Annotated in this window: 20 protein-coding genes; 19 read left to right on the forward strand and 1 reads right to left on the reverse strand. The window is 40.2% G+C overall.

Features of this window, described 5'->3' with window-relative positions:
• Nucleotide 1 precedes the first annotated feature (1 nt).
• The 11 genes from BMZ04_RS08325 to BMZ04_RS08375 all read left to right on the forward strand — a co-directional run bounded on the left by BMZ04_RS08325 (nucleotide 2) and on the right by BMZ04_RS08375 (nucleotide 14,984).
• Nucleotides 2-484 (forward strand): ECF transporter S component, encoded by a 483-nt coding sequence (locus tag BMZ04_RS08325; RefSeq protein WP_255367854.1) that lies wholly within the window; start codon nucleotides 2-4, stop codon nucleotides 482-484.
• Complete coding sequence (locus BMZ04_RS08330) at nucleotides 477-1,139, forward strand: hypothetical protein (RefSeq protein ID WP_093267793.1); 663 nt, start codon at nucleotides 477-479, stop codon at nucleotides 1,137-1,139. The genes BMZ04_RS08325 and BMZ04_RS08330 overlap by 8 nt, the downstream gene beginning before the upstream one ends.
• 315 nt (nucleotides 1,140-1,454) lie before the next feature.
• Complete coding sequence (locus tag BMZ04_RS08335) at nucleotides 1,455-3,608, forward strand: (Fe-S)-binding protein (RefSeq protein WP_093267796.1); 2,154 nt, start codon at nucleotides 1,455-1,457, stop codon at nucleotides 3,606-3,608.
• 170 nt (nucleotides 3,609-3,778) lie between these two features.
• Nucleotides 3,779-4,987, forward strand: a complete 1,209-nt coding sequence (locus tag BMZ04_RS08340; protein WP_093267799.1) for an acetyl-CoA C-acetyltransferase — start codon at nucleotides 3,779-3,781, stop codon at nucleotides 4,985-4,987.
• Nucleotides 4,984-5,835, forward strand: coding sequence for a 3-hydroxybutyryl-CoA dehydrogenase (locus BMZ04_RS08345; protein WP_093267802.1), 852 nt, complete (start codon nucleotides 4,984-4,986; stop codon nucleotides 5,833-5,835). The genes BMZ04_RS08340 and BMZ04_RS08345 overlap by 4 nt, the downstream gene beginning before the upstream one ends.
• Nucleotides 5,836-5,848: 13 nt before the next feature.
• On the forward strand, nucleotides 5,849-6,985 hold the full coding sequence (locus BMZ04_RS08350; protein WP_093267805.1) for an acyl-CoA dehydrogenase: 1,137 nt from the start codon (nucleotides 5,849-5,851) through the stop codon (nucleotides 6,983-6,985).
• Between the two features lie 132 nt (nucleotides 6,986-7,117).
• Nucleotides 7,118-8,257, forward strand: coding sequence for an acyl-CoA dehydrogenase (locus tag BMZ04_RS08355; RefSeq protein WP_093267808.1), 1,140 nt, complete (start codon nucleotides 7,118-7,120; stop codon nucleotides 8,255-8,257).
• Between the two features lie 9 nt (nucleotides 8,258-8,266).
• Entirely contained in the window at nucleotides 8,267-8,887 is a 621-nt protein-coding gene (locus BMZ04_RS08360; protein ID WP_093267811.1) for a TetR/AcrR family transcriptional regulator, read from the forward strand.
• A 27-nt stretch (nucleotides 8,888-8,914) separates the two neighbouring features.
• Nucleotides 8,915-12,172 (forward strand): fused isobutyryl-CoA mutase/GTPase IcmF, encoded by a 3,258-nt coding sequence (gene icmF, locus BMZ04_RS08365; RefSeq protein ID WP_177184386.1) that lies wholly within the window; start codon nucleotides 8,915-8,917, stop codon nucleotides 12,170-12,172.
• 529 nt (nucleotides 12,173-12,701) lie between these two features.
• A complete protein-coding gene (rpoE, locus tag BMZ04_RS08370; protein ID WP_177184380.1) occupies nucleotides 12,702-13,235 on the forward strand; it encodes a DNA-directed RNA polymerase subunit delta in 534 nt (177 codons plus the stop codon).
• Between the two features lie 153 nt (nucleotides 13,236-13,388).
• Entirely contained in the window at nucleotides 13,389-14,984 is a 1,596-nt protein-coding gene (locus BMZ04_RS08375; protein WP_093267819.1) for a CTP synthase, read from the forward strand.
• A 281-nt stretch (nucleotides 14,985-15,265) separates the two neighbouring features.
• Here the strand turns inward: BMZ04_RS08375 and BMZ04_RS08380 are convergent, their stop codons facing one another.
• A complete protein-coding gene (locus BMZ04_RS08380; protein ID WP_093267821.1) occupies nucleotides 15,266-15,781 on the reverse strand; it encodes a DUF2529 family protein in 516 nt (171 codons plus the stop codon).
• Between the two features lie 162 nt (nucleotides 15,782-15,943).
• Between BMZ04_RS08380 and BMZ04_RS08385 the strand changes: the two genes are divergently transcribed.
• The 8 genes from BMZ04_RS08385 to BMZ04_RS08420 all read left to right on the forward strand — a co-directional run bounded on the left by BMZ04_RS08385 (nucleotide 15,944) and on the right by BMZ04_RS08420 (nucleotide 24,050).
• Entirely contained in the window at nucleotides 15,944-16,300 is a 357-nt protein-coding gene (locus tag BMZ04_RS08385; protein ID WP_093267824.1) for a response regulator, read from the forward strand.
• 232 nt (nucleotides 16,301-16,532) lie between these two features.
• Nucleotides 16,533-17,390, forward strand: a complete 858-nt coding sequence (locus BMZ04_RS08390) for a class II fructose-bisphosphate aldolase (RefSeq protein ID WP_093267827.1) — start codon at nucleotides 16,533-16,535, stop codon at nucleotides 17,388-17,390.
• Nucleotides 17,391-18,042: 652 nt separating this feature from the next.
• Nucleotides 18,043-18,690, forward strand: a complete 648-nt coding sequence (fsa, locus tag BMZ04_RS08395; RefSeq protein ID WP_093267829.1) for a fructose-6-phosphate aldolase — start codon at nucleotides 18,043-18,045, stop codon at nucleotides 18,688-18,690.
• A gap of 19 nt (nucleotides 18,691-18,709) precedes the next feature.
• Nucleotides 18,710-19,987 carry a UDP-N-acetylglucosamine 1-carboxyvinyltransferase gene (locus BMZ04_RS08400; RefSeq protein ID WP_093267832.1) on the forward strand — a complete coding sequence of 426 codons (1,278 nt, stop codon included), beginning with the start codon at nucleotides 18,710-18,712 and terminating at the stop codon, nucleotides 19,985-19,987.
• Nucleotides 19,988-20,103: 116 nt separating this feature from the next.
• The gene (gene glpX, locus BMZ04_RS08405; protein WP_093267835.1) at nucleotides 20,104-21,066 is read left to right on the forward strand and encodes a class II fructose-bisphosphatase; all 963 of its coding nucleotides are present in this window, start codon (nucleotides 20,104-20,106) and stop codon (nucleotides 21,064-21,066) included.
• A 276-nt stretch (nucleotides 21,067-21,342) separates the two neighbouring features.
• Entirely contained in the window at nucleotides 21,343-22,626 is a 1,284-nt protein-coding gene (gene rho / locus BMZ04_RS08410) for a transcription termination factor Rho (protein ID WP_093267838.1), read from the forward strand.
• 264 nt (nucleotides 22,627-22,890) lie between these two features.
• On the forward strand, nucleotides 22,891-23,106 hold the full coding sequence (rpmE, locus tag BMZ04_RS08415) for a 50S ribosomal protein L31 (RefSeq protein WP_093267841.1): 216 nt from the start codon (nucleotides 22,891-22,893) through the stop codon (nucleotides 23,104-23,106).
• 371 nt (nucleotides 23,107-23,477) lie between these two features.
• Nucleotides 23,478-24,050 (forward strand): thymidine kinase, encoded by a 573-nt coding sequence (locus BMZ04_RS08420; RefSeq protein ID WP_093267844.1) that lies wholly within the window; start codon nucleotides 23,478-23,480, stop codon nucleotides 24,048-24,050.
• Nucleotides 24,051-24,292: the final 242 nt, after the last annotated feature.

The following is a 24,292-nucleotide window of genomic DNA, read 5'->3' on the forward strand; positions in this document are numbered from 1 at the left end:
AGTGAAGCTTCGTTTACTAACACTTGCAGCAATGTTCGCAGCTTTATCGGCAGTTGGAGCATTTATTAAAATTCCAGTAGGAATTAATAGTGCGGCACTCGATACAGTGCCAGCGCTTATATCGGCTGCATTTTTACCACCTGTTTATGCAGGGGCAGCGTCTTTAATTGGACATTTATCATCATCTTTATATGCCGGATTTCCTTTTGGACCACTGCATATAATCATTGCAGCGGAAATGTTTTTGATTTTATTTGTATTCACGAAGCTCCATCAAGCAGGGCGACATGTATGGAAATGGGTATTTTTTATCTTTGCGAATAGCGTGCTTGCAACACTTCCGTTTTACTGGATCATTTCACCTGCATTTTTTGCGATGGCATTACCGGGGATAACGATTGCGACCGTATTAAACGCTGGAATCGCGATAGTCGTTTCTCCGGTTGTGGAGCGAGTAATGGAAAGAGTGAGAACACATGCGTAATGCGGTTTTATTGCCAAATGATTTAGTATTAACAACCGATAATTCTGCTGGGATCGGTGAAAAAGAAGCAGATGTTGTTCAAGTGACTGACGAAGTCGTTGGTTATTTTGCAGCGAGAGTTGCGCTGATGGAACAATGGGCAGCAGGAGCGCATCCAATTTCGATTGTGGTGCATAACTTTTCTGGCAATAAAAGTTGGAATAAATATGTAGATGGCATAGAGATATTGTTTGTGGAAATAGATCGGCCTTGTCCAGTCATAACAGGCAGCACCGAATCAAATATGGAAACGCTACAATCCGCAATCGCCGTTACGATGATTGGCGAACAGCAAACTGCGAGCGTTGAAAATTATACCTGGTATGTGTATGGTATGCCATGCGTCGGTGAAGACGTTATGACAGAGTCCGAGAAAATTGCGGACATGAAAAAGATTTGGGACGGCATAAATAGTGGCCTAGTAGGACGTATCTGGCCAGTCGGTTCCACTGGAATAGCAGAAGAATGCAAGCGACTCGGTTTGCATTATGAATTGAACAGCTGGGACGTAGTGAAATCAGCAGGCCCAGCAACTTCTGTGCTACTAGGAATAGCGAATAACCGAATCAAGGAAGCAAAATTGCATTTTGGAACGTATTTTGAAGAAATAAATTGATTGAAGAGGGCTATCTCACATGGAGATAGCCCTTTTTATGAGATCTTTTTGTCGTGTTCGCGGGTGGTTATGTCGCGTTCACATATAGTTTTGTCGCTTTCAGAGCTAAGTTAGTCTCGCTTAGCTATTTTCCGACATATAAAAGAAAATAATTCCAATAAAAATCATAACAATAAAATTTTCTAACAATTTAAATAAATAACCATTGACTGAATGCTCATTCAGTTTTAATATTAAATTAATTCTTTATTAATCTATCAACCTAATGGTATTCTATGCATAATATCATTTTACGTCTTTAAGGGGGAGAATAGGATGAATCCATTGTTGATCGCAAACTGGTTACTGTTTCTAGCAGTTACTTTGTATGCAATTGGTTTGTTCGCATATTTATTAAAAACTAGATATGCGTATATCAAACTAGGAAAGAAAGTTGAGTTTGAAGATAATGTGAAAGAAAGGCTCCACAAAATTTGGGTGTATGTGTTTGGACAGAAGAAACTTTTAAAGGATAAGAAAAGTGGAATAATGCATGTTATGTTCTTCTATGGTTTTTTACTTGTTCAAGCAGGGGCAATTGATTTTATTTGGAAAGGTTTAGCGCCAGGTTCTCATTTACCACTTGGACCGCTATATCCAGCGTTTACTTTCTTCCAAGAAATTGTCACATTACTTATTTTAGTAGCAGTTGTATGGGCGTTTTATCGCAGATACGTAGAGAAATTAGTTCGTTTAAAACGTGGATGGAAAAGTGGACTAGTGCTAATTTTCCTCAGTGGATTAATGCTCTCTGTTTTAATCGGTAATGGTATGGGAATGATTTGGCACGAACACGCTGCTACTTGGTCAGAACCAGTTGCTTCAGCAATTGCAACTATTTTCGGATTTTTACCACCAACTGCTGCTGCCGCTGTTTTCTTTATCATGTGGTGGATACATTTAGTAATCTTGTTAACATTCTTAGTTTACGTACCACAATCGAAGCATTTCCATTTAATAACTGGTCCTGCAAACGTTTACTTCCATCGTTTAGATAATGTTGGGAAATTACGTCCGATCAATTTTGAAGAGGAAGAAGATGAAGAGGCGGACGAAGAAGCAATGCCATCATTTGGTGTTGGGAATATACATGAATTTACACAAGCACAAATGATCGACTTCTACGCATGTGTAGAATGCGGTCGTTGTACAAATATGTGTCCTGCAACGGGAACAGGTAAAATGCTGTCTCCTATGGACTTAATCACAAAGCTTCGTGATCACTTAACATTTACTGGAGCAGTTGAAACGAAGGCAAAACCTTGGGTACCAGCACTTGCTTTCCAAGGGACAAGAGGTAACCAACTTGCGATGGCTGCTGGAGCAGAAGGGGCAATCATTGAAGACATTTATAGTCCGTCCTTAATTGGTGATGTGATTACCGAAGAAGAAATATGGGCATGTACGACTTGCCGTAACTGTGAAGATCAATGTCCTGTTATGAATGAGCATGTCGATAAAATTATTGACCTTCGCCGTTACTTAGTAATGACAGAAGGGAAAATGGATCCAGATGCACAACGCGCAATGACGAATATTGAGCGTCAAGGAAATCCATGGGGCTTAAACCGTAAAGAAAAAGAAAACTGGAGAGATGCTCGTCCAGATGTTCATATTCCAACGGTGAAAGAAGTATCTAAAGCTGGCGAAGAATTTGAATATTTATTCTGGGTAGGCTCAATGGGATCATTCGATAACCGCTCCCAAAAAATCGCGTTAGCATTCGCACATTTGATGAACGAAGCTGGAGTGAAGTTTGCGATTCTAGGCAATAAAGAAAAGAACTCTGGTGACACACCACGTCGTCTAGGGAATGAGTTTTTATTCCAAGAGTTGGCAACATCTAATATTTCCGAATTTGAAAAAGCTGGTGTCACTAAAATTGTCACAATTGATCCACATGCATATAATATCTTTAAAAATGAATATAGTGATTTCGGTTGGAACGGGGAAGTGCTTCATCATACAGAAATGCTGTACGACTTGGTACAAGCGGGTCGCTTAAAACCACAATACGCAGTGGAAGAAACGATAACATTCCATGATTCTTGTTATTTAGGTCGATACAACGATGTATATGACGCACCACGAGAAGTATTAAAAGCAATTCCTGGTGTGAAATTAGTGGAAATGGATCGTAACCGTGAAACAGGAATGTGCTGTGGAGCAGGTGGAGGACTAATGTGGATGGAAGAGCATGTAGGAAACCGCATTAACGTTGCTCGAACTGAACAAGCATTAGAAGTAAATCCAACGATTATTTCATCTGGTTGCCCATACTGCTTAACGATGTTATCTGATGGTACCAAAGCGAAAGAAGTAGAAGAAAACGTTGGGACATACGATATTGCTGAATTACTGGAGAAATCTATTTTCGGGGAATTCATACCGACGGCAGAAGAAAAAGAATTGGAACAAGTTATTCAATAAATAGTGATTTTAATATTGCAAATAGTTTAATAGTTTCGTAAACTAGAGGTAACAGTAAAGGGAGTATTCGATACTCCCTTTTTCTAACAAGTCAAATTGAGCGAGCGTTCAGTCAACTTAATTTTTTATTTTACAGGTGATGAAAGCGCATACAAAAAGGGGTGGCTATGTTGACAAAAACAGTAATTTTGGATGGGGCACGTACAGCTTTTGGTAAGTTCGGTGGAGCACTAAGTAGTTTAACGGCTTCAGATCTCGGGGGAATTGCGATAAAAGAAGCATTGGCTCGCGCAGGAGTCGACTCAGTAGATGTGGACGAAGTAATTATGGGATCCGTCTTACAAGCAGGGCAAGGGCAAATTCCTTCTAGACAAGCGGCGACAAAAGCTGGAATCCCTTGGTCAGTCAAAACGGAAACGATTAATAAGGTATGTGCTTCTGGTATGAGAAGTGTGACACTAGCAGATCAATTAATCCGACTTGGCGATGAGGAAATAATCGTCGCAGGTGGAATGGAATCGATGTCAAATGCTCCTTATTACTTACCAAAAGGTAGATTTGGGCTTCGCATGGGTGACGCTCAAATGGTGGATGGCATGATCTATGACGGGCTTTCTTGTGCATTCCATCCGAAAAAAGTGCATATGGGAACGTATGGTAACTCCACTGCTCAAGCCTTTGAGTTATCACGTGAGAAACAAGATGAATGGTCGTATAGAAGTCATAACCTTGCTTTAAAAGCAATCGACAATGGGGTTTTGGCGGAGGAAATTGTTGCGGTTGAAGTACCTCAGCGAAAAGGAGATCCAGTTGTCGTAAAAGAAGACGAAGCACCACGACGTGATACATCAATCGATTCACTTGCCAAATTAAAACCAGCGTTTGGAAGTGATGGAACGATCACAGCAGGAAACGCTCCAGGGGTCAATGACGGGGCTTGTGCAATCGTTTTAACTAATGAAGAAAAGGCAAAAGAACTTGGTAAAGAGCCACTTGCATACGTGATTGGCCACGCGGAAATCTCGATTGAACCAGAAAACTTTCCACAAACACCAGGTATCGTCATTAATAAGTTACTTGATAAAACTGGAAAGAACGTCTCGGATATTGACTTATTTGAAATCAATGAAGCATTTGCAGCGGTAGCACTAGTTAGTAGTCAAATTGCAGGTTTGGATGAAGATAAAGTGAATGTAAATGGCGGAGCAGTAGCACTTGGTCATCCAATTGGAGCATCCGGCGCACGAATCATTCTAACACTTGCGTATGAATTAAAACGCCGCGGTGGTGGTATTGGAATTGCAGCAATTTGTTCAGGCGGCGGGCAAGGTGACGCAATAATGATCGAAGTTCCAAAAATAGGGGGAAGTAACGCATGACGATTCAAAAAGTAATGGTAATCGGTGCAGGTCAAATGGGTTCTGGGATTGCTCAAGTGTGTGCACAGGCAGGATTTGAAGTGAAGCTAAATGACAGGGAAGAACAATTCTACGAACGTGGGCTTCAAACAATTACTAAAAATCTTTCACGCAATGTGGAAAAAGGTCGCATGACAGAAGATGAAAAACAAGCAGTACTAAATAATATTACAAAATCACTGTCCATCGAAGACGCAAGCGACGTAGATCTCGTTATCGAGGCAGCGGTTGAAAATATGGAAATCAAGCAATCTATCTTCAAACAACTAGATGAAATTACACCAAAGCACACAATTTTAGCATCGAACACTTCATCACTTCCAATTACCGAAATTGCTGCTGTAACCAATCGTCCAGAACAAGTAATCGGCATGCATTTTATGAATCCTGTTCCAGTGATGAAGCTAGTAGAAATCATCCGAGGGCTTGCAACATCGGACGAAGTATATACAGCAATCGAAGACATGACGAACAAGTTAAGCAAAGTACCAGTCGAAGTAAATGACTTTCCAGGCTTCGTCTCTAACCGCATTTTAATGCCGATGATCAACGAAGCAATTTATACGCTGTATGAAGGCGTCGCATCAAAAGAAGCAATAGACGATGTGATGAAACTAGGGATGAATCACCCAATGGGCCCACTTCAACTTGCGGACTTTATCGGTTTAGATACTTGTTTATACATTATGGAAATTTTACATGAAGGATTTGGAGACAGTAAATATCGCCCATGTCCACTTCTTAGAAAATACGTAAAAGCTGGTTGGCTAGGGAAAAAATCTGGTAGAGGTTTCTACATTTACGAATAAAGGGGCAAATGGGATGGAGCTAAAGTTTACTGAAGAACAACTAATGATGCGCAACATGGTCAGAGATTTTGCTAAAGCAGAAATTGAACCTTTTATCTACCGCATGGAGCAAGGAGAATTTCCTCGTGAAATCATTCGAAAAATGGGGGAGCTTGGGCTAATGGGCATTACGGTCCCAGAGAAGTACGGCGGCTCCGAAATGGATTTTACAAGTTACGTAATTGCAATTAATGAACTTTCAAAAGTAAGCGCAGTTGTAGGGGCTATCCTTTCTGTGCACACTTCTGTTGGAACAAACCCAATACTCTATTTTGGCACTGAAGAACAAAAAAATAAATACATTCCAAAACTAGCAACTGGTGAATACTTAGGAGCATTTTGCCTAACGGAACCATCTGCTGGATCCGACGCAGGAGCACTTAAAACAAAGGCTGTAAAGAAAGAGGATCATTATGTGCTAAATGGTTCCAAAGTATTTATTACCAATGGTGGAGAAGCAGAAGTGAACATCGTTTTTGCTTCGACCGATCCTTCGCTAGGTTCAAAAGGGATCACAGCATTTATCGTAGAAAAGGATACGCCAGGTTTTATCGTCGGTAAAGATGAAGAGAAAATGGGCTTGCACGGTTCCAGAACAGTGCAGCTTACGTTTGAAGATATGAAAATACCTATAGCTAATAGACTTGGTGAAGAAGGTGACGGATTTAAAATCGCTATGGCGAACTTAAATACCGGTCGAATTGGAATCGCAACACAAGCACTTGGCATTGCAGAAGCCGCATTTGAAGCAGCAGTATCCTATGCAAAAGAACGTGTACAATTCGGCAAACCAATTGCAGCGAACCAAGGGATAGGCTTTAAGCTAGCTGATATGGGGACGGCGGTAGAAGCCGCAAGACTTCTTGTTTACCGAGCAGCAAGCCTTCGTGAACAAGGAATTCCTTGCGGAAAAGAAGCATCGATGGCGAAACTATTTGCTTCCAAAGCAGCTGTGGATGTAGCAATAGAAGCAGTCCAAGTATTCGGCGGATACGGCTATACAGAAGACTATCCAGTAGAACGCTATTTCCGAGACGCAAAAATAACGGAAATCTACGAAGGCACAAGCGAGATCCAAAGAATTGTTATTAGTAAGCATTTAATAAATTGAAATAAATACTAATAAATGGCTAAGCGTGACAAAATCAACGGCGAACGCGACAAAACAGGGTACCAATGCGACAAACGCATTGCTGAACGCGACAAACCCAACAAAACTACCAAAAAAGGACGGGAATACACAATGAACTTTCAACTTACAGAAGAACATGAAATGATTCGTAAAATGGTACGTGATTTTGCAGAAAACGAAGTAGCACCAACAGCAGCAGAACGAGACGAAGAAGAACGCTTTGACCGAGAAATCTTTGACAAAATGGCGGAGCTTGGACTAACAGGTATTCCGTGGCCAGAAGAGTACGGTGGAATCGGTTCTGATTACCTTGCATACTGCATCGCAGTAGAAGAATTATCCCGTGTCGATGCATCCGTTGGTGTAGCAATTTCTGCACATACTTCACTCGCTGGATGGCCAATCTTCAAATATGGCAATGAAGAGCAAAAACAAAAATACCTACGTCCAATGGCAGAAGGTACAAAAATTGGTGGTTATGGTTTAACTGAAGCCGGCTCTGGTTCAGATGCTGGTGGCATGAAAACGACTGCTAAATTAGATGGCGATCATTACGTACTCAACGGTTCTAAAATTTTCATTACAAATGGTGGAATTGCGGATACTTATGTAGTATTTGCAGTAACAGATCCAGAATCGAAGCATAAAGGAACAAGTGCATTTATCGTAGAAGCTGATTTCCCAGGATTCTCTGTAGGTAAAAAAGAAAAGAAACTAGGCATTCGTTCTTCGCCTACAACGGAAATTATTTTCGATAATTGTCGAGTACCAAAAGAAAACCTTCTTGGGGAAGAAGGAGAAGGCTTTATCATTGCGATGAAAACATTGGATGGTGGCCGTAATGGAATTGCTGCACAAGCAGTAGGAATCGCACAAGGCGCATTAGATGCAGCAGTAGGATATGCAAAAGAGCGCGTGCAATTCGGTAAGCCAATCGTTGCGAACCAAGGGATATCATTCAAATTAGCGGATATGGCGACTAGTACAGAAGCATCACGACTACTTACGTATCAAGCAGCGTGGCTAGAGTCAAATGGACTTCCTTATGGAAAAGAGTCCGCAATGGCAAAGTTAATGGCTGGAGATACGGCGATGAAAGTAACAACAGAGGCAGTGCAAGTTTTCGGTGGATATGGCTATACAAAGGATTATCCTGTTGAACGCTATATGCGCGACGCGAAAATTACTCAAATATACGAGGGAACACAAGAAATTCAACGACTTGTTATTTCTCGTATGTTGACTAAGTAATGGACGCCTATGGAAAAAAAGCATGAAGTACTAACATCTATTAAAGATGAAAGTCTCATCGAAAAAAGACGTCACCAAATGATTCGCGCAGGCGTTACGTTATTCAAACAAAAAGGCTTTCACCGAACGACAACAAGAGAAATTGCAAAAGAAGCCGGCTTTAGTATCGGAACACTGTACGAATACATTCGGACAAAGGAAGATTTGCTCTACTTAGTTTGCGATAGTATTTACCATGAAGTGCATAACAAACTATCGCAGATTCCATTACAAAACGGTACGACACATGGCTTAAAAACTGCGATCCGTCACTATTATGGGGTTATTGACGATATGCAGGATGAGTTCGTCGTTATGTATCAAGAAACAAAATCATTACCGAAAAGCGCACTGCAATACGTACTCACAAAAGAGTTAGAAATGGTTGATATTTTCCAAAGTATACTCGTTGGCTGTAAACAAGCAGGGGAACTTGAGTTAACAGATACACAAATTAACCTGTATGCCCATACACTTGTCGTACAAGGGCAAATGTGGGCATTTAGAAGATGGGCGCTCGGCAAAGAATATACGCTCGAACAATTTACTGAATTGCAAATACAGTTTGTACTGAAGGGGATGGGACAGTAAATGGTTACTAAACAAAAGGGGAACAACATATCAACCGTGGAAGTATATCGTCCTAAAAATCATGTTCGTTTTGTCACAGCATCTAGTCTTTTTGACGGTCATGACGCATCGATTAATATTATGCGTCGTATTTTACAAGCGAGCGGGGCAGAAGTCATTCACTTAGGTCATAATCGTTCCGTAGAAGAAGTTGTGAATGCTGCGATACAAGAAGACGTTCAAGGGATTGCTATTTCTTCTTATCAAGGAGGACATGTTGAGTATTTTAAATATATGAAGGATTTACTCGTAGAACGTGGTGCACCTCATATTCAAATATTTGGCGGCGGCGGCGGAGTAATCATTCCAAAAGAAATAAAAGAACTGCAGGAATACGGAATATCCGGTATTTTCTCACCAGAAGATGGTCGAAAACTCGGTCTACAAGGAATGATCAATAAAATACTGGAAGCATGTGATATACCTACGAAATCGAAGGGCGCAATCAAGGAAATCGAAGCAGTTTCCACGGAAAAGCCAGAATTGCTTGCGCATTTAATTACTATTGCTGAAGAAGCCCATCAAACGGGAGATGCCGAAGCGAAAGCAATGATTGAACATGCGAAAAGTATTACAAAAGACACACCGGTGCTTGGTATTACAGGAACTGGTGGAGCAGGGAAAAGTTCGTTAACTGATGAATTAATTCGCCGATTCTTGCATGATCTACCAAACAAGAAGATTGCGGTTCTTTCCATCGATCCAACGAAGCAAAAAACAGGTGGCGCATTACTTGGTGACCGTATTCGCATGAATGCAATTTTCAATAAACGAGTATTTATGCGAAGCCTAGCAACGCGCGGGTCTCGTACAGAACTATCCGGCGCACTATCAGATGTGCTAGATGTCGTAAAAGTAGCAGGTTTCGATTTAATCATTGTGGAAACGAGTGGTATCGGACAAGGGGACGCGGAAATTGCAAACGTATCGGATGTTTCGATGTATGTAATGACAAGCGAGTTCGGCGCACCGTCTCAACTTGAAAAAATTGACATGATTGACTACGCAGATTTAATCGTCATCAATAAATTCGAACGAAAAGGCTCAGAAGATGCCCTTCGCCAAGTGCAAAAGCAATATCAACGAAGCCGTGAATTATGGCATGATGATTTAGACACGATGCCAGTTTACGGCACAATTGCTAGCCAATTTAATGATAAAGGAACGAATTCTTTATTCGCAGCATTAATCGGTGTATTAAATGATAAAACAGGTTCTGACTGGGAAACATCATACGAACAATTTGTGAAAACACAAAAACAAAACGTTATTATTCCAAATGAGCGTCGCTACTATCTTCGTGAAATTACGGATGCAGTTCGTGGCTACCATAAAAAGTCGGAAGAGCAAGTAGCCTTTGCACGAAGACTGTTCCAATTAGAAGGTGCCATTGAAGTGGTGAAAGAAAAAGCAGCAGACGACGTGCTTATCCAATCACTGGAATCGCTTGCTGCAGGCGTTCGAGATGAATTAACAGCAGAATCTAAAAGAATATTAGAAAACTGGTCCACTTTAAAAGCAGCGTATGCTGGGGATGAATTCGTCACAAAAGTTCGCGATAAAGAAATTCGGACAATACTTCGTACAGAAAGTTTATCCGGTCTTAAAATACCAAAAGTAGTTCTTCCTAAATTCGCCGATTATGGGGAGATTTTAAGATGGGTGTATAAAGAGAATGTACCAGGATCATTCCCATATACAGCTGGAGTTTTCCCATTCAAACGAGAAGGGGAAGATCCGAAACGTCAATTTGCAGGAGAAGGTACGCCGGAACGTACAAATCGTCGTTTCCACTATTTATCTAAAGATGATGATGCCAAACGTCTATCTACAGCATTTGACTCAGTAACTTTATACGGTGAAGATCCGGATCGCCGTCCAGATATTTTTGGGAAAGTAGGAGAATCAGGCGTAAGCGTTTGTACGCTAGACGACATGAAAAAGCTATATGATGGCTTTGATTTATGCGCACCGTCAACATCTGTATCGATGACGATTAATGGACCAGCACCAATTATTTTAGCGATGTTTATGAACACAGCAATTGATCAGCAAGTGCGAATTCGAGAAGAAGAACTAGGGCGCACATTGACTTTGGAAGAATTCACGGAAGTAAAAACGAATACATTGCAAGTAGTTCGTGGAACGGTCCAAGCAGATATTTTAAAAGAGGACCAAGGACAAAACACATGTATTTTCTCTACAGAATTTGCCCTTCGTATGATGGGGGATATTCAACAATATTTTATCGACCAAAAGGTTCGTAATTATTATTCGGTATCGATTTCTGGATATCATATTGCAGAAGCTGGTGCCAATCCAATTTCGCAACTCGCATTCACACTTTCCAATGGCTTCACATATGTAGAGTACTATTTAAGTCGTGGTATGCATATAGATGATTTTGCACCAAACTTATCGTTCTTTTTCTCGAATGGCTTAGATCCTGAATATACGGTGATTGGACGGGTTGCTCGTCGTATTTGGGCAGTGGTGATGCGGGACAAATACGGTGCCAATGAACGCAGTCAAAAACTGAAGTACCATGTACAAACGTCTGGTAGAAGCTTACATGCGCAGGAAATAGATTTCAATGATATTCGCACGACACTTCAAGCATTAATGGCATTGCAAGATAACTGTAATTCACTTCATACAAATGCGTATGATGAAGCCATTACTACACCAACAGAGGAATCCGTTCGACGTGCAATGGCCATTCAAATGATTATTACTAAAGAACATGGACTATCGAAAAACGAAAATCCACTGCAAGGTGCTTTCATTATCGAAGAACTGACAGACTTAGTAGAAGAAGCAGTACTTTCAGAGTTTGACCGTATTAACGACCGCGGCGGTGTACTTGGTGCAATGGAAACACAATACCAACGTGGCAAAATCCAAGAAGAGTCCATGTACTATGAAATGAAAAAACATACCGGAGAACTACCGATTATCGGGGTAAACACATACTTAAATCCAAACCCTGCAACCGCCGAGGACATCGATAATATGGAAATTGCCCGTGCAACAACAGAAGAAAAAGAATCACAAATAACAAATCTTCGAAGCTTCCAAGGAAAACATGCAACAGAAGCAAGCATTGCACTTGCACAGCTGAAACAAGTAGCCGTAACAGGTGGCAACATCTTCGAAGAGCTTATGACCACAGTCCAAAAAGCAAGCCTAGGACAAATCACCAACGCTCTTTACGAAGTTGGAGGACAATACCGAAGAAATATGTAAGCAATATATGTGTTAAATATTTTTTGATAGCATTTTGCTTATAATTTAATCAATTAGCAATTCTTAATTGATTGGAGCGTAAGGCGGCGACTCCTGCGGGATGAGTGAGACAGATGAGACATCACAACGGACGCGAAGCTACGGTGATGGCTCATCGCTCACCCCGCGGAAAGCGTCCGCCTGCAGCGAAAATCCTAGTGGTAACAATGTAGAAAGAAAATTTAGTGTCTCGATGTATTATCGGGACACTTTTTTGTATAATGTAGTAAAGTTGACTATGCAGTAGAGGAGAATAGGCGTGAAAAAACCGATTCATATAATGATAACTATAATACTCCTACTACTTACTATTTATCTGTATAATAGAAGACTGGCATCTATTCCATTACTCCTGCTCTCTATTTATTTGTTTTTATTGGCAGGTGTGAAGTTTTCCCTTTTCAAAAAGAATAAATGACGGTAGCATATAACATAATGGTTTGTATATAATGGGAAGTATGCAAACGGACATAGAAAGGACGTGCACGATTTGAATTTTCGTGAAATGACAACAGCACAACTAACAGAAGAGTCGCTAATAGATATAGGATATGCGATTTTAGAAGATAAGAAAAACGCATTAACATTAACAGATCTATTTGATGAGATTCAACAATTAAATGGATTCACGGATGAAGAAATGGCTGCTCGTAAACCACAATTCTACACAGATATGAATATTGACGGCCGCTTTTTAGCAATTGCCGAAAACCAATGGGGACTAAGAGAATGGTACCCAGTAGAACAAATTGAAGAAGAAACTGCTCCTACTGTAAAAGTACGTAAAAAGAAAACGAAAGCAGCAGATGATGATTTGGATGATCTAGATGAAGACGAAATCATATTCGAAGAAGAATTCGACGAGTTCATTGAAGAGGAAGACGAAGAAGAAGATGAAGTGGTAGTTGATTTCGAAGAAGTAATCGATGAAGAGATTGAAGAGGATCTAATCGATGAGGACGAAGAAGACTTCGACATTATCGATGACGAAGAGTTGGATGAAGAAGAGGAAGACGAAGAATAATTCTTGACATCTTCTGCTAATCGCTATAAGATTCTATTGGGCTCTTTTTGAAGAGACATTACTCATGTGCATACGCGCTCCCCTGCCAAAAATAGCAGGCGGGGCGCTTTTTTGTTATTGTAGAACTAATTAATACTCGAGGAGGAACAAATTTTGACTAAATTTATTTTTGTTACTGGTGGGGTTGTATCTTCATTAGGTAAAGGCATCACGGCAGCATCACTTGGCCGTTTATTGAAAAATAGAGGATTGAATGTAACGGTTCAAAAATTCGATCCATATATCAATTTAGACCCAGGTACAATGAGTCCATATCAGCACGGGGAAGTTTTCGTAACAGACGATGGCGCAGAAACAGATTTAGACTTAGGTCATTACGAACGTTTTATGGATATTAATTTAAATAAATATTCCAATATTACAACAGGGAAAGTGTACTCTTCCGTGTTAAGAAAAGAACGTCGTGGTGATTATAACGGTGCGACTGTGCAAGTAATCCCACATATTACAAATGAGATTAAACAACGTCTATTCTTAGCTGCAAAAGAAACGCATGCAGATATCGTCATCACAGAAATCGGTGGAACGGTGGGAGACATCGAATCTCTTCCATTCTTAGAAACCATTCGTCAAATGAAACGTGACGTAGGTAGCAATAATGTGATGTATATTCACTGTACATTAGTTCCATTTATAAAAGCTGCTGGTGAGATGAAAACAAAACCAACACAACATAGTGTAAAAGAATTACGTAGCCTTGGTATTCAACCGAACGTAATTGTACTTCGTTCGGAAATGCCTGTTCCTCAAGATATGAAAGACAAAATCGGGCTTTTCTGTGATATTAAACCAGAAGAAGTAATTGAATGTATCGATGCCGATTCATTATATGAAATCCCATTAAATCTTCAAGCGCAAAATTTAGACCAAATCGTTGTAGATCACTTCCAACTGAATACAAAAGAAGCAGATATGACAGACTGGAAAGTATTAGTCGATCAAGTGAAATCTTTATCGAAAAAAGTGCGTATCGGTTTAGTTGGTAAATACGTTGAACTTCAAGATGCATACATTTCCGTTGTAGAAGCAATGAAACATGCGGGATATAAATTCGATGCAGACGTAGAAGTAAAATGGGTGAACGCAGAAGAAGTGAATGATGCAAATGTAGCAGAAATTCTCTCTGATGTGGACGGCATCCTAGTTCCAGGTGGATTCGGAGACCGCGGTGTAGAGGGGAAAATCTCTGCAACTAAATTTGCTCGTGAAAATAACGTGCCTTTCCTAGGTATTTGTTTAGGAATGCAACTTGCCACGGTGGAATTTGCACGTTCTATTTTAGAACTACAAGGGGCGCATTCTTCAGAGTTAGACCCAAATACAGCGCATCCAATTATCGATTTATTGCCAGAACAAAAAGATGTGGAAGACTTAGGTGGAACACTTCGACTAGGACTATTCCCATGTAAGCTTACGCCGGGTTCAAAAGCACACCAAGCTTACGGAGAAGAGCTTGTATACGAACGTCATCGTCACCGTTACGAATTCAACAATGAATATCGTGAACAGTTCGAAGCAGCAGGATTTGTGTTCTCTGGTACAAGCCCAGATGGTCGTCTAATCGAAATCATCGAGCTTCCAGATCACCCATTCTTCGTAGCTTCTCAGTTCCATCCGGAATTTGTGTCTCGTCCACGACGTCCACAACCACTATTCCGTGAATTCATCAAAGCATCTGTAGGTGAATAATAAAAAAGCAGTTCGACATCGTCGAGCTGCTTTTTTTAATAAGAAAGTATAAAAATTTTCCGTTCCATAAATCCAGTGTTTCAGCTATTTTAAAAAGAGTGCTTATGCTTTTCTTATCGTTTAATTAGGAAATAAATGGGTAAGAGCGACAAAACCGCTGGTGAACGCGACAAAACCACTCGTGAACGCGACAAAACAAACCCCGAACGCGACAAACTCACCTCCGAAAACGACAAAAACAAAAAAACACCCAAAGTAATTTCTTTGGGCATTCCCTATAATTATTCACCTAAAAGCATTTCATCAAGCTTCATCTTCACCGCTTCGTACACGAACATTGCAGCCATTGCATATGGCAACACAATGCGGGAACCATCTTCGGCAGGTAGCAAACCTTTCAATAATTTCAATGAAATATATGTATAGGCAAGATCCGCTAACTTATTTTCTTCACTTGCAGGTTCTGCAGCAAGCACGCTAAATGGGATAAATTCCTCACTTAAACGTTCGGCAAGTGTGATTGCTTCTTTATTTTCAGCAGATCGAGCGATAATCCAAACACGATCCGCACTTGTAAGCTGAACGGTCGGTGTCCAACTTTTCATACTTGGAAAAGGCTCAGTAGCAAATTGTGCATTCAGAGAAATACTTGTCATTTCTCCAAACGTAGCAAAATAAATACTTCCTTCCCTCGCAGCGGCTTGCGCTAGTAGTCGAGCTGTTTCTTCTATATTCTCTTCCTCAGAAGTTGCGATGCGTTGAAGAAGCCCAGTGAGTTGTGTTGTTAACATTTTCATCCTCTATTCACCTCGTTCTCATTATATAGGAAAAGCAAAAATGAGTCGCCTTTATCATTATAAATTGAAAATTAAAAAAATATTAGGAATAAAGAAGGAATAGGACAGAAAGTATCGAATAGTAGTATAAAAGTGGGAAATTCAAAAAGGGGTTTGTTCATCATGAAACATATTTTAATTGTAGACGATCAACTTGGCATACGAATGCTCTTAAAAGAAGTTTTTTCACAAGTAGAATACGAAGTAAGTTTAGCAGCAAATGGATTTGAAGCATTAGAAATTGCAAATGCGCAGGCAATTGACGGCGTATTATTAGATATGAAGATACCGGGGATGGATGGTACTCAAATCTTAAAAAAACTGAAGGAAAAGTGGCCCGAATTACCTGTTATGATGATGACCGCATATGGGGAATTAAACTTAATTCAAGAAGCAATGGATCTAGGTGCATCTCTCTACTTCACAAAGCCATTTGATATATTTGAAGTACGTGACGCTGTAACTAAATTATTGAAATAAGAGCCTCCCAAGCACGCAGTGGAAAACATCGCCTTTTTTTGATATGATGAAATCAGAAAAGTGAAAGACGACGTATAGCTGCGAAAAACAAATGACGGTTTGCGAGGAGGTAGCATTTCAGCCACCACAGTAAACTGCCATTTGACCTCGAGCAATCGTCGTCTGCAGCTAGACAAAAGGATATAGGGTAAAAAAAACATCATGAAAAAGTGAATAGAGGAGGCCCATTTAAATGGCTTTAGTTTCGATGAAAGAAATGCTTGAAAAAGGGAAAAAAGAAGGCTATGCAGTAGGACAATTCAATATTAACAATTTAGAATTTACACAAGCTATATTACAAGCTGCTGAAGAAGAAAAGTCTCCAGTTATTTTAGGCGTTTCCGAAGGTGCAGCAAAATATATGGGTGGCTTTACTACTGTAGTGCATATGGTAAAAGGATTGATGGAAGACTACCAAACAACAGTACCAGTAGCAATTCACTTAGATCATGGTTCTAGTTTTGAAAAATGTAAAGCGGCAATTGATGCGGGATTCACATCCGTTATGATAGATGCTTCTCATCACCCTTTTGAAGAAAACGTAGAAATTACATCGAAAGTGGTAGATTACGCACATGCACATAATGTTTCTGTTGAAGCAGAACTTGGTACAGTTGGTGGTCAAGAAGATGACGTAATAGCAGATGGCGTTATTTATGCAGATCCAGCAGAGTGTGCAGAGCTTGTAAAACGTACAGCAATTGACTGCTTAGCACCGGCATTAGGCTCTGTTCACGGACCATACAAAGGAGAACCAAATCTAGGGTTCAAAGAAATGGAAGAAATCTCGCAACTTGCAGACCTGCCATTAGTATTGCATGGTGGAACAGGAATTCCGACGCATGATATTACTCGTGCTATCTCACTTGGAACTGCGAAGATTAATGTAAATACAGAAAACCAAATCGCTGCTTCAAAAGCAATCCGTGCGTATTTAGCGGAAAATGAAGCACAATATGACCCACGTAAATATTTGGCTCCAGCACGCGATGCTATTAAAACAACTGTAATGGGCAAAATGCGCGAATTCGGAAGCTCAAACAAAGCGTAACGTAGCAACATAAACAACTATAATGGAGAAGTGTTCATCAAAGGACCTTCTCCTATTTTATAAGACAAGAAAGCTTTCAATCCAGCGCCTAGCCCCTAGAGGTCAAATAACCTGAGCCAATAAAAGTCAAGATCGGACTTTTCTTGTCTCAGAACATTTGCTTGTCGGAGGCCTTCAGGATGAAGGTCATACAGTCGTTGCGACACGATGTTGCGAACTTAGACTGTATTCCTTTATTAGGCGCTTGCACTTTTAACTATCCAGCTCCAGCGCCTAGCCCCTAGAGGTCAAATAACCTGAGCCAATAAAAGTCAAGATCGGACTTTTCTTGTCTCAGAACATTTGCTTGTCGGAGGCCTTCAGGATGAAGGTCATACAGTCGTTGCGACACGATGTTGCGAACTTAGACTGTATTCCTTTATTAGGCGCTTGCACTTTTAACTATCCAGCTCCAGCGCCTAGCCCCTCGAGGTCAAATAACCTGAGCCAATAAAAGTCAAGATCGGACTTTTCTTGTCTCAGAACATTTGCTTGTCGGAGGCCTTCAGGATGAAGGTCATACAGTCGTTGCGACACGATGTCGCGAACTTAGACTGTATTCCTTTATTAGGCGCTTGCGCTTTTAACCCATCATGAGGAGGAAATTCTAACTATGAAATTTTTTATTGATACAGCTAATTTTGAGGAAATTAAAGAAGCACACGCATGGGGTATTTTATCTGGTGTAACAACGAACCCATCACTTGTTGCAAAAGAAAACATTTCTTTTCATGATCGACTTCGTGAAATTACCGCACTTGTTGACGGTTCGGTTAGTGCAGAAGTAATTGCACTAGATGCTGAAGGCATGATTAAAGAGGGTAGAGAACTTGCTGCAATTGCACCGAATATTACAGTAAAACTACCGATGACGCCGGAAGGGTTAAAAGCTTGTGCAGTATTTGCAAAAGAAGATATTAAAACAAACGTAACGCTTATTTTCAGTGCAAACCAAGCTTTACTTGCTGCTCGTGCAGGTGCAACATATGTATCTCCGTTTTTAGGACGTTTAGACGATATTGGACATGATGGAATGGAGCTAATCGCGAAAATTGCACAAATTTTTGACATCCATCAAATCGATACAGAAATTATTGCTGCTTCCATTAGACATCCACAGCATATTACAGATGCTGCTTTAAATGGCGCGCACATTTCTACAACACCGATTAAAGTATTAAAGCAACTATTTAATCATCCATTGACAGACAAAGGGATTGAAGGGTTTCTAGCGGATTGGAACAATCGTAAAAGCGAGTAACAAGTCGAAGGAGAAACGTATGGAAGTTTATAAAATAATAGGGGCAAAACGCCTAAAAGGTACGATCAAAGTAAATGGAGCAAAAAATAGTGCAGTTGCATTAATTCCTGCTTCGCTACTAGCAAATTCACCTGTTACGATAGAAGGCTTACCAGAAATATTAGACGTTTTTACGTTAAAAGAAATTTTAGAAGAGTTGGGAGCGGTTGTGACGTTTGAAAACGGAACAATGACCATTGATCCAACAAATGCGGTAGATATACCGCTCCCAAATGGTAATATTAAAAAATTACGTGCTTCCTATTATTTAATGGGTGTACTGCTTGGGAAATTTAAAAAAGCTGCAATTGGACTGCCGGGTGGATGCCATCTCGGCCCACGTCCAATTGATCAGCATATTAAAGGTTTTGAAGCCTTAGGAGCAACTGTTTCCAATGAACACGGTGCGATTTATTTACGTACAGAAGGATTAGTTGGCTCAAAAATTTATTTAGACGTCGTAAGTGTTGGAGCGACGATTAATATTATGCTTGCTGCAGTACTTGCAAATGGAAGAACTATCATTGAAAACGCTGCGAAAGAACCAGAGATCATCGATGTGGCAACACTCCTATCTAATATGGGAGCAAACATAAAAGGTGCCGGCACGAATGTCATTCGTATTGATGGTGTAAAAGAGTTACATGGTACAAAGCATACAATTATTCCAGATCGCATCGAGGCTGGTACATTTATGATTATGGCAGCGGTTGCAGGAGATGGTGTCACCATCGATAATGTTATCCCATTCCACGTTGAAGCATTAACCGCTAAGCTACGCGAGATGGGAGTTAAAGTTGAAGAATATGAAGAAAAGATATTCATACCGAAAACAACCCACTTACAGGCAGTAGATGTAAAAACGCTTGTTTATCCAGGTTTTCCGACCGATTTACAACAACCATTCTCGGTATTAATGACACAAGCAACTGGGACATCCGTTATTACGGATAGTATCTATTCCGCTAGATTTAAACAAATCGATGAACTTCGACGCATGAATGCGAATGGTCGTGTCGATGGAAGAACTGCCATCATTACAGGACCAATGAAGTTAGAAGCTGCAACGGTTCGTGCTAGTGATTTACGAGCTGGGGCGGCACTCGTTATTGCCGGTTTACTTGCAGAAGGAGAAACAGAGATTCAAGATATTTTTCATATTGAGCGCGGGTACAGCTCCATCATTGAAAAACTTCAAGGACTCGGAGCAGACATTCGCCGTGTAACCGTAAAAGAAGTAGAAGTAAACAACGATTAACCCGCTTCCATAGCGACACATAGGTGCTTCCGTTTTTCTTATAGAATATGCTACAATAAAACAGGAAGAAACATAGACCGGATTTTATTTACCGTAAAACGGGAGGCATATAATAGATGGAACGTAGTTTATCAATGGAACTAGTCCGAGTAACAGAAGCAGCAGCAATCGCATCAGCACGTTGGATGGGGCGCGGATTAAAAAATGAAGCAGACGACGCAGCAACTACTGCAATGCGTACAGTTTTTGACACAATCCCAATGGAAGGTGTCGTTGTAATTGGGGAAGGGGAAATGGACGAAGCACCGATGTTATATATCGGAGAAAAGCTTGGTCTTGGAACTGGAGGACCTCAAGTAGACGTAGCAGTAGATCCTTTAGAAGGTACGAATATTGTAGCTTCCGGTGGTTGGAATGCATTAGCAGTACTTGCAATTGCCGATCGTGGTAATCTACTTCACGCTCCAGATATGTATATGGACAAACTTGCTGTGGGTCCTGAAGCTGTGGGACTAGTGGATATCAACGCACCTGTAATTGATAACTTAAGAGCAGTAGCACGTGCAAAAAACAAAGATATCCAAGATGTTGTGGCAACGATTTTAGGTCGTCCACGCCACCAAAAAATTATCGATGAAATTAGAGCTGCTGGAGCTCGTATCAAGTTAATCACAGATGGTGATGTAGCTGGAGCTATTAATACGGCATTTGATAACACAGGTGTAGATATTTTATTCGGCATGGGTGGAGCTCCAGAAGGAGTAATCTCTGCAGTTGGATTAAAATGTTTAGGCGGGGAAATTCAAGGGAAACTTGTACCACAAAATGAAGCAGAGCTAGCTCGTTGTATTAAAATGGGTCTGGACGTAAACAAAATTTTACGTATGGAAGACTTAGTAAAAGGCGACGATGCAATTTTTGCAGCAACAGGAGTAACAGATGGAGAACTTCTTCGTGGTGTGCAATTTAAAGGAGCTTTTGGTTCAACACATTCAATCGTAATGCGTGCAAAATCAGGTACGATTCGTTTTGTAGAAGGACGCCATAGCTTAAACAAAAAACCGAATTTAGTTCTATAAGTGAAACTTCTCTTAAGTATACCCGGTCTAAATGCACCGGGTATCCTCATAATAAAGTGAAACTTCCATTAGTGGGGGTTTTCTTCACCCCCTACTTGATGGTTAGTTAAACCAATCGGGGATTTACAGGCTGTTTCCCCCTCTATTTTCCTCTATTCTCTCTCACAAAAGTTGAGGAAGGGGAATTACAGCGTGTTAAACCGGGGTAAACTTCATTCCTATTAAATCCGAAAAAAGAATTCACAACAAAATATAGTAAAGAGTGGTGCATTACCGATGACACAAACTACAATAAATGAATTAGAAAGCATGACACTAAAAGAGCTGTATGCACTTGCACGGAAATACAAAATAGCTGCTTATAGTAAACTAACAAAAAAAGAACTTATTTTTGCTATATTAAAATCACGTGCCGAACAAGAAGGTTTCTTCTTTATGGAAGGCGTTTTAGAAATTATTCAGCAAGAAGGCTTCGGATTCTTACGTCCGATTAACTATTCTCCTAGTTCCGAGGATATTTATATTTCTGCTTCTCAAATTAGAAGATTTGATCTACGTAACGGAGATAAAGTTACAGGGAAAGTACGACCTCCAAAGGAAAGTGAGCGTTACTATGGTCTTCTACATGTAGAACTAGTAAACGGAGAAGATCCGGAAATTGCTAAAGAACGTGTACATTTTCCAGGACTTACACCACTATACCCAGATCGTCATATTAAATTAGAAACCGTTCCTGAAAAGCTATCAACTCGCATAATGGACCTAGTAGCGCCGGTTGGATATGGTCAACGTGGGTTGATTGTTGCTCCTCCAAAAGCAGGGAAAACATTATTAATAAAAGAAATTGCAAATGCTATCACAACCAATCACCCAAATGCAGAACTAATTGTTCTATTAATAGATGAACGTCCTGAGGAAGTAACCGATATCGAACGTTCTGTAAAAGCTGATGTCGTGAGCTCCACATTTGATGAAGTACCGGAAAATCATGTGAAAGTGGCGGAATTAGTTTTAGAAAGAGCAATGCGCATGGTAGAACATAAGCGTGATGTCATCATTTTAATGGATTCTATTACACGACTTGCTCGTGCGTACAACTTAGTGATTCCACCAAGTGGTCGTACATTATCAGGTGGTATTGACCCTGCTGCATTCCACCGTCCAAAGCGATTTTTCGGAGCAGCACGTAATATTGAAGAAGGCGGTAGCTTAACGATTCTTGCTACAGCATTAGTTGATACAGGTTCGCGCATGGATGAAGTGATTTATGAGGAATTTAAAGGAACAGGTAACTTAGAACTTCACTTAGATAGAAACCTCGCAGAACGCCGAATTTTCCCAGCCATCGATATTCGCAGATCCGGAACAAGAAAAGAAGAGCTGCTTATTCCAAAAGATCAGTTAGACAAACTATGGGCAATCCGAAAAACATTCTCCGACTCATCCGATTTTGCAGAACGTTTCTTGAAAAAACTTCGCCAATCCAATACAAACGAAGCATTTTTTGAACAACTAGCAGAAGAAATGAAAGCACACCGAAGTGGGAAAGTAACGCTTTAATATATTTTTTCTTTATGTTTTATTTGTGATTTTGTGCTAATTTTTGAATGTAGTGGAAAGCGTCCGCCTGCAAAGGAAATCAACAGTATAGTTTACTGAGTCTAAAATAAAATAGTTGCAAGTGAATGAGAAAGATGATATTATGTTTAACGTAACATCATACATTTCTGCTACATATGCGATTGACATCAATCGGATCGTGTAAGGTATCAGTTTCATAACCAACTCTGTTCCAGATGGTTCAGGGCGAGAGGAGAGATAGAGATGAAAGCAGGAATTCATCCAGATTACAAAGAAGCAACAGTATCATGTTCATGTGGTAACACATTCACAACAGGTTCTGTAAAATCAGACATTAAAGTCGAGTTCTGTAACGAATGTCACCCATTCTATACTGGACGTCAAAAATTCGCAGCTGCGGATGGCCGTGTTGATCGCTTCAACAAAAAATACGGTATTAAAGAAGAAATTAATAACTAAGTACCAAATACCTGTAAAGCACACAGTGCTTTACAGGTATTTTTGTTTGTAGGAAATATGAAATGCGAATAATATATTTGAGTTGTCTAGAGACGCGTTTTAGGGCTATTCTAAGCTAAGATATTAGTTTGTAGGTTCCATTTTGATTTTCATTTCAGGCGGCGACTCCGGCAGAAATAGCAGATGTTTTCTGCGCCGGAAGCGAAGTGGCTGAAGCCATACCGGCGGAAAGTATCCGCCTGGAGTGAAAATCAACTAGAGTTTTGAAGGGAAATTCGAAAATATTTATTTATGTTTCGATGAATACGACCTTATGATATAAATAGATAGAGGAAAAATACACGAATATATGTTACATAAGGAGAATACAAATGGCTCAATTATTTTATAAGCACGGTGCAATGAATAGTGGAAAATCAATAGAAATATTAAAAGTAGCACACAATTATGAAGAACAAAACAAACCTGTACTTATCTTCTCGCCAGGCATCGATACTCGGGATGAAGTTGGATATATCTCCAGTAGAATCGGCTTAAAAAGAAAAGCAACCGCTATATACGACGATACAAATTTATATGAACTAGTAAAAGAACAAACACCAAAACCTTATTGTGTCCTAATCGACGAAGTACAATTTTTGAAAAAAGAGCATGTGTTACAGTTAACCCAAATAGTCGACGAACTAAATATCCCGGTTATGGGATTCGGATTAAAAAATGACTTTCAAAACGAAATGTTTGAAGGTAGTCGCTACATGCTCATCTACGCGGACAAAATTGAAGAAATGAAAACAATCTGCTGGTTCTGCCATAAAAAAGCCATTATGAACTTACGAGTGGACGGAAATGGAAAACCGATATATACCGGTGAGCAAATTCAAATAGGTGGCAACGATTCCTACTATCCCGTATGCCGCAAATGCCACGCAAACCCACCATTATAAGAAAAATGTCCTTGCCATGTTTGGGTAAGTGCGCAGGTTGATGAAAAAAGTATTTAAAAAACGATTATGAGCAATAAATTTTCCTAAAGAAGTTGCTTTATTCAATTCAAAGTAATGAAAGTCGATATCTTTAAGGAAGTATTTATAAAGCAAGGACCACCACGAAGACTCCTGTGGGAATAGCTTGAGCTAAAGAACCCGTAGGAACGCATGAGGAACAAAGGCTAAGAACGCCACCTCGT

The organism is Psychrobacillus sp. OK032 (assembly GCF_900111345.1).
Classification (GTDB): domain Bacteria; phylum Bacillota; class Bacilli; order Bacillales_A; family Planococcaceae; genus Psychrobacillus.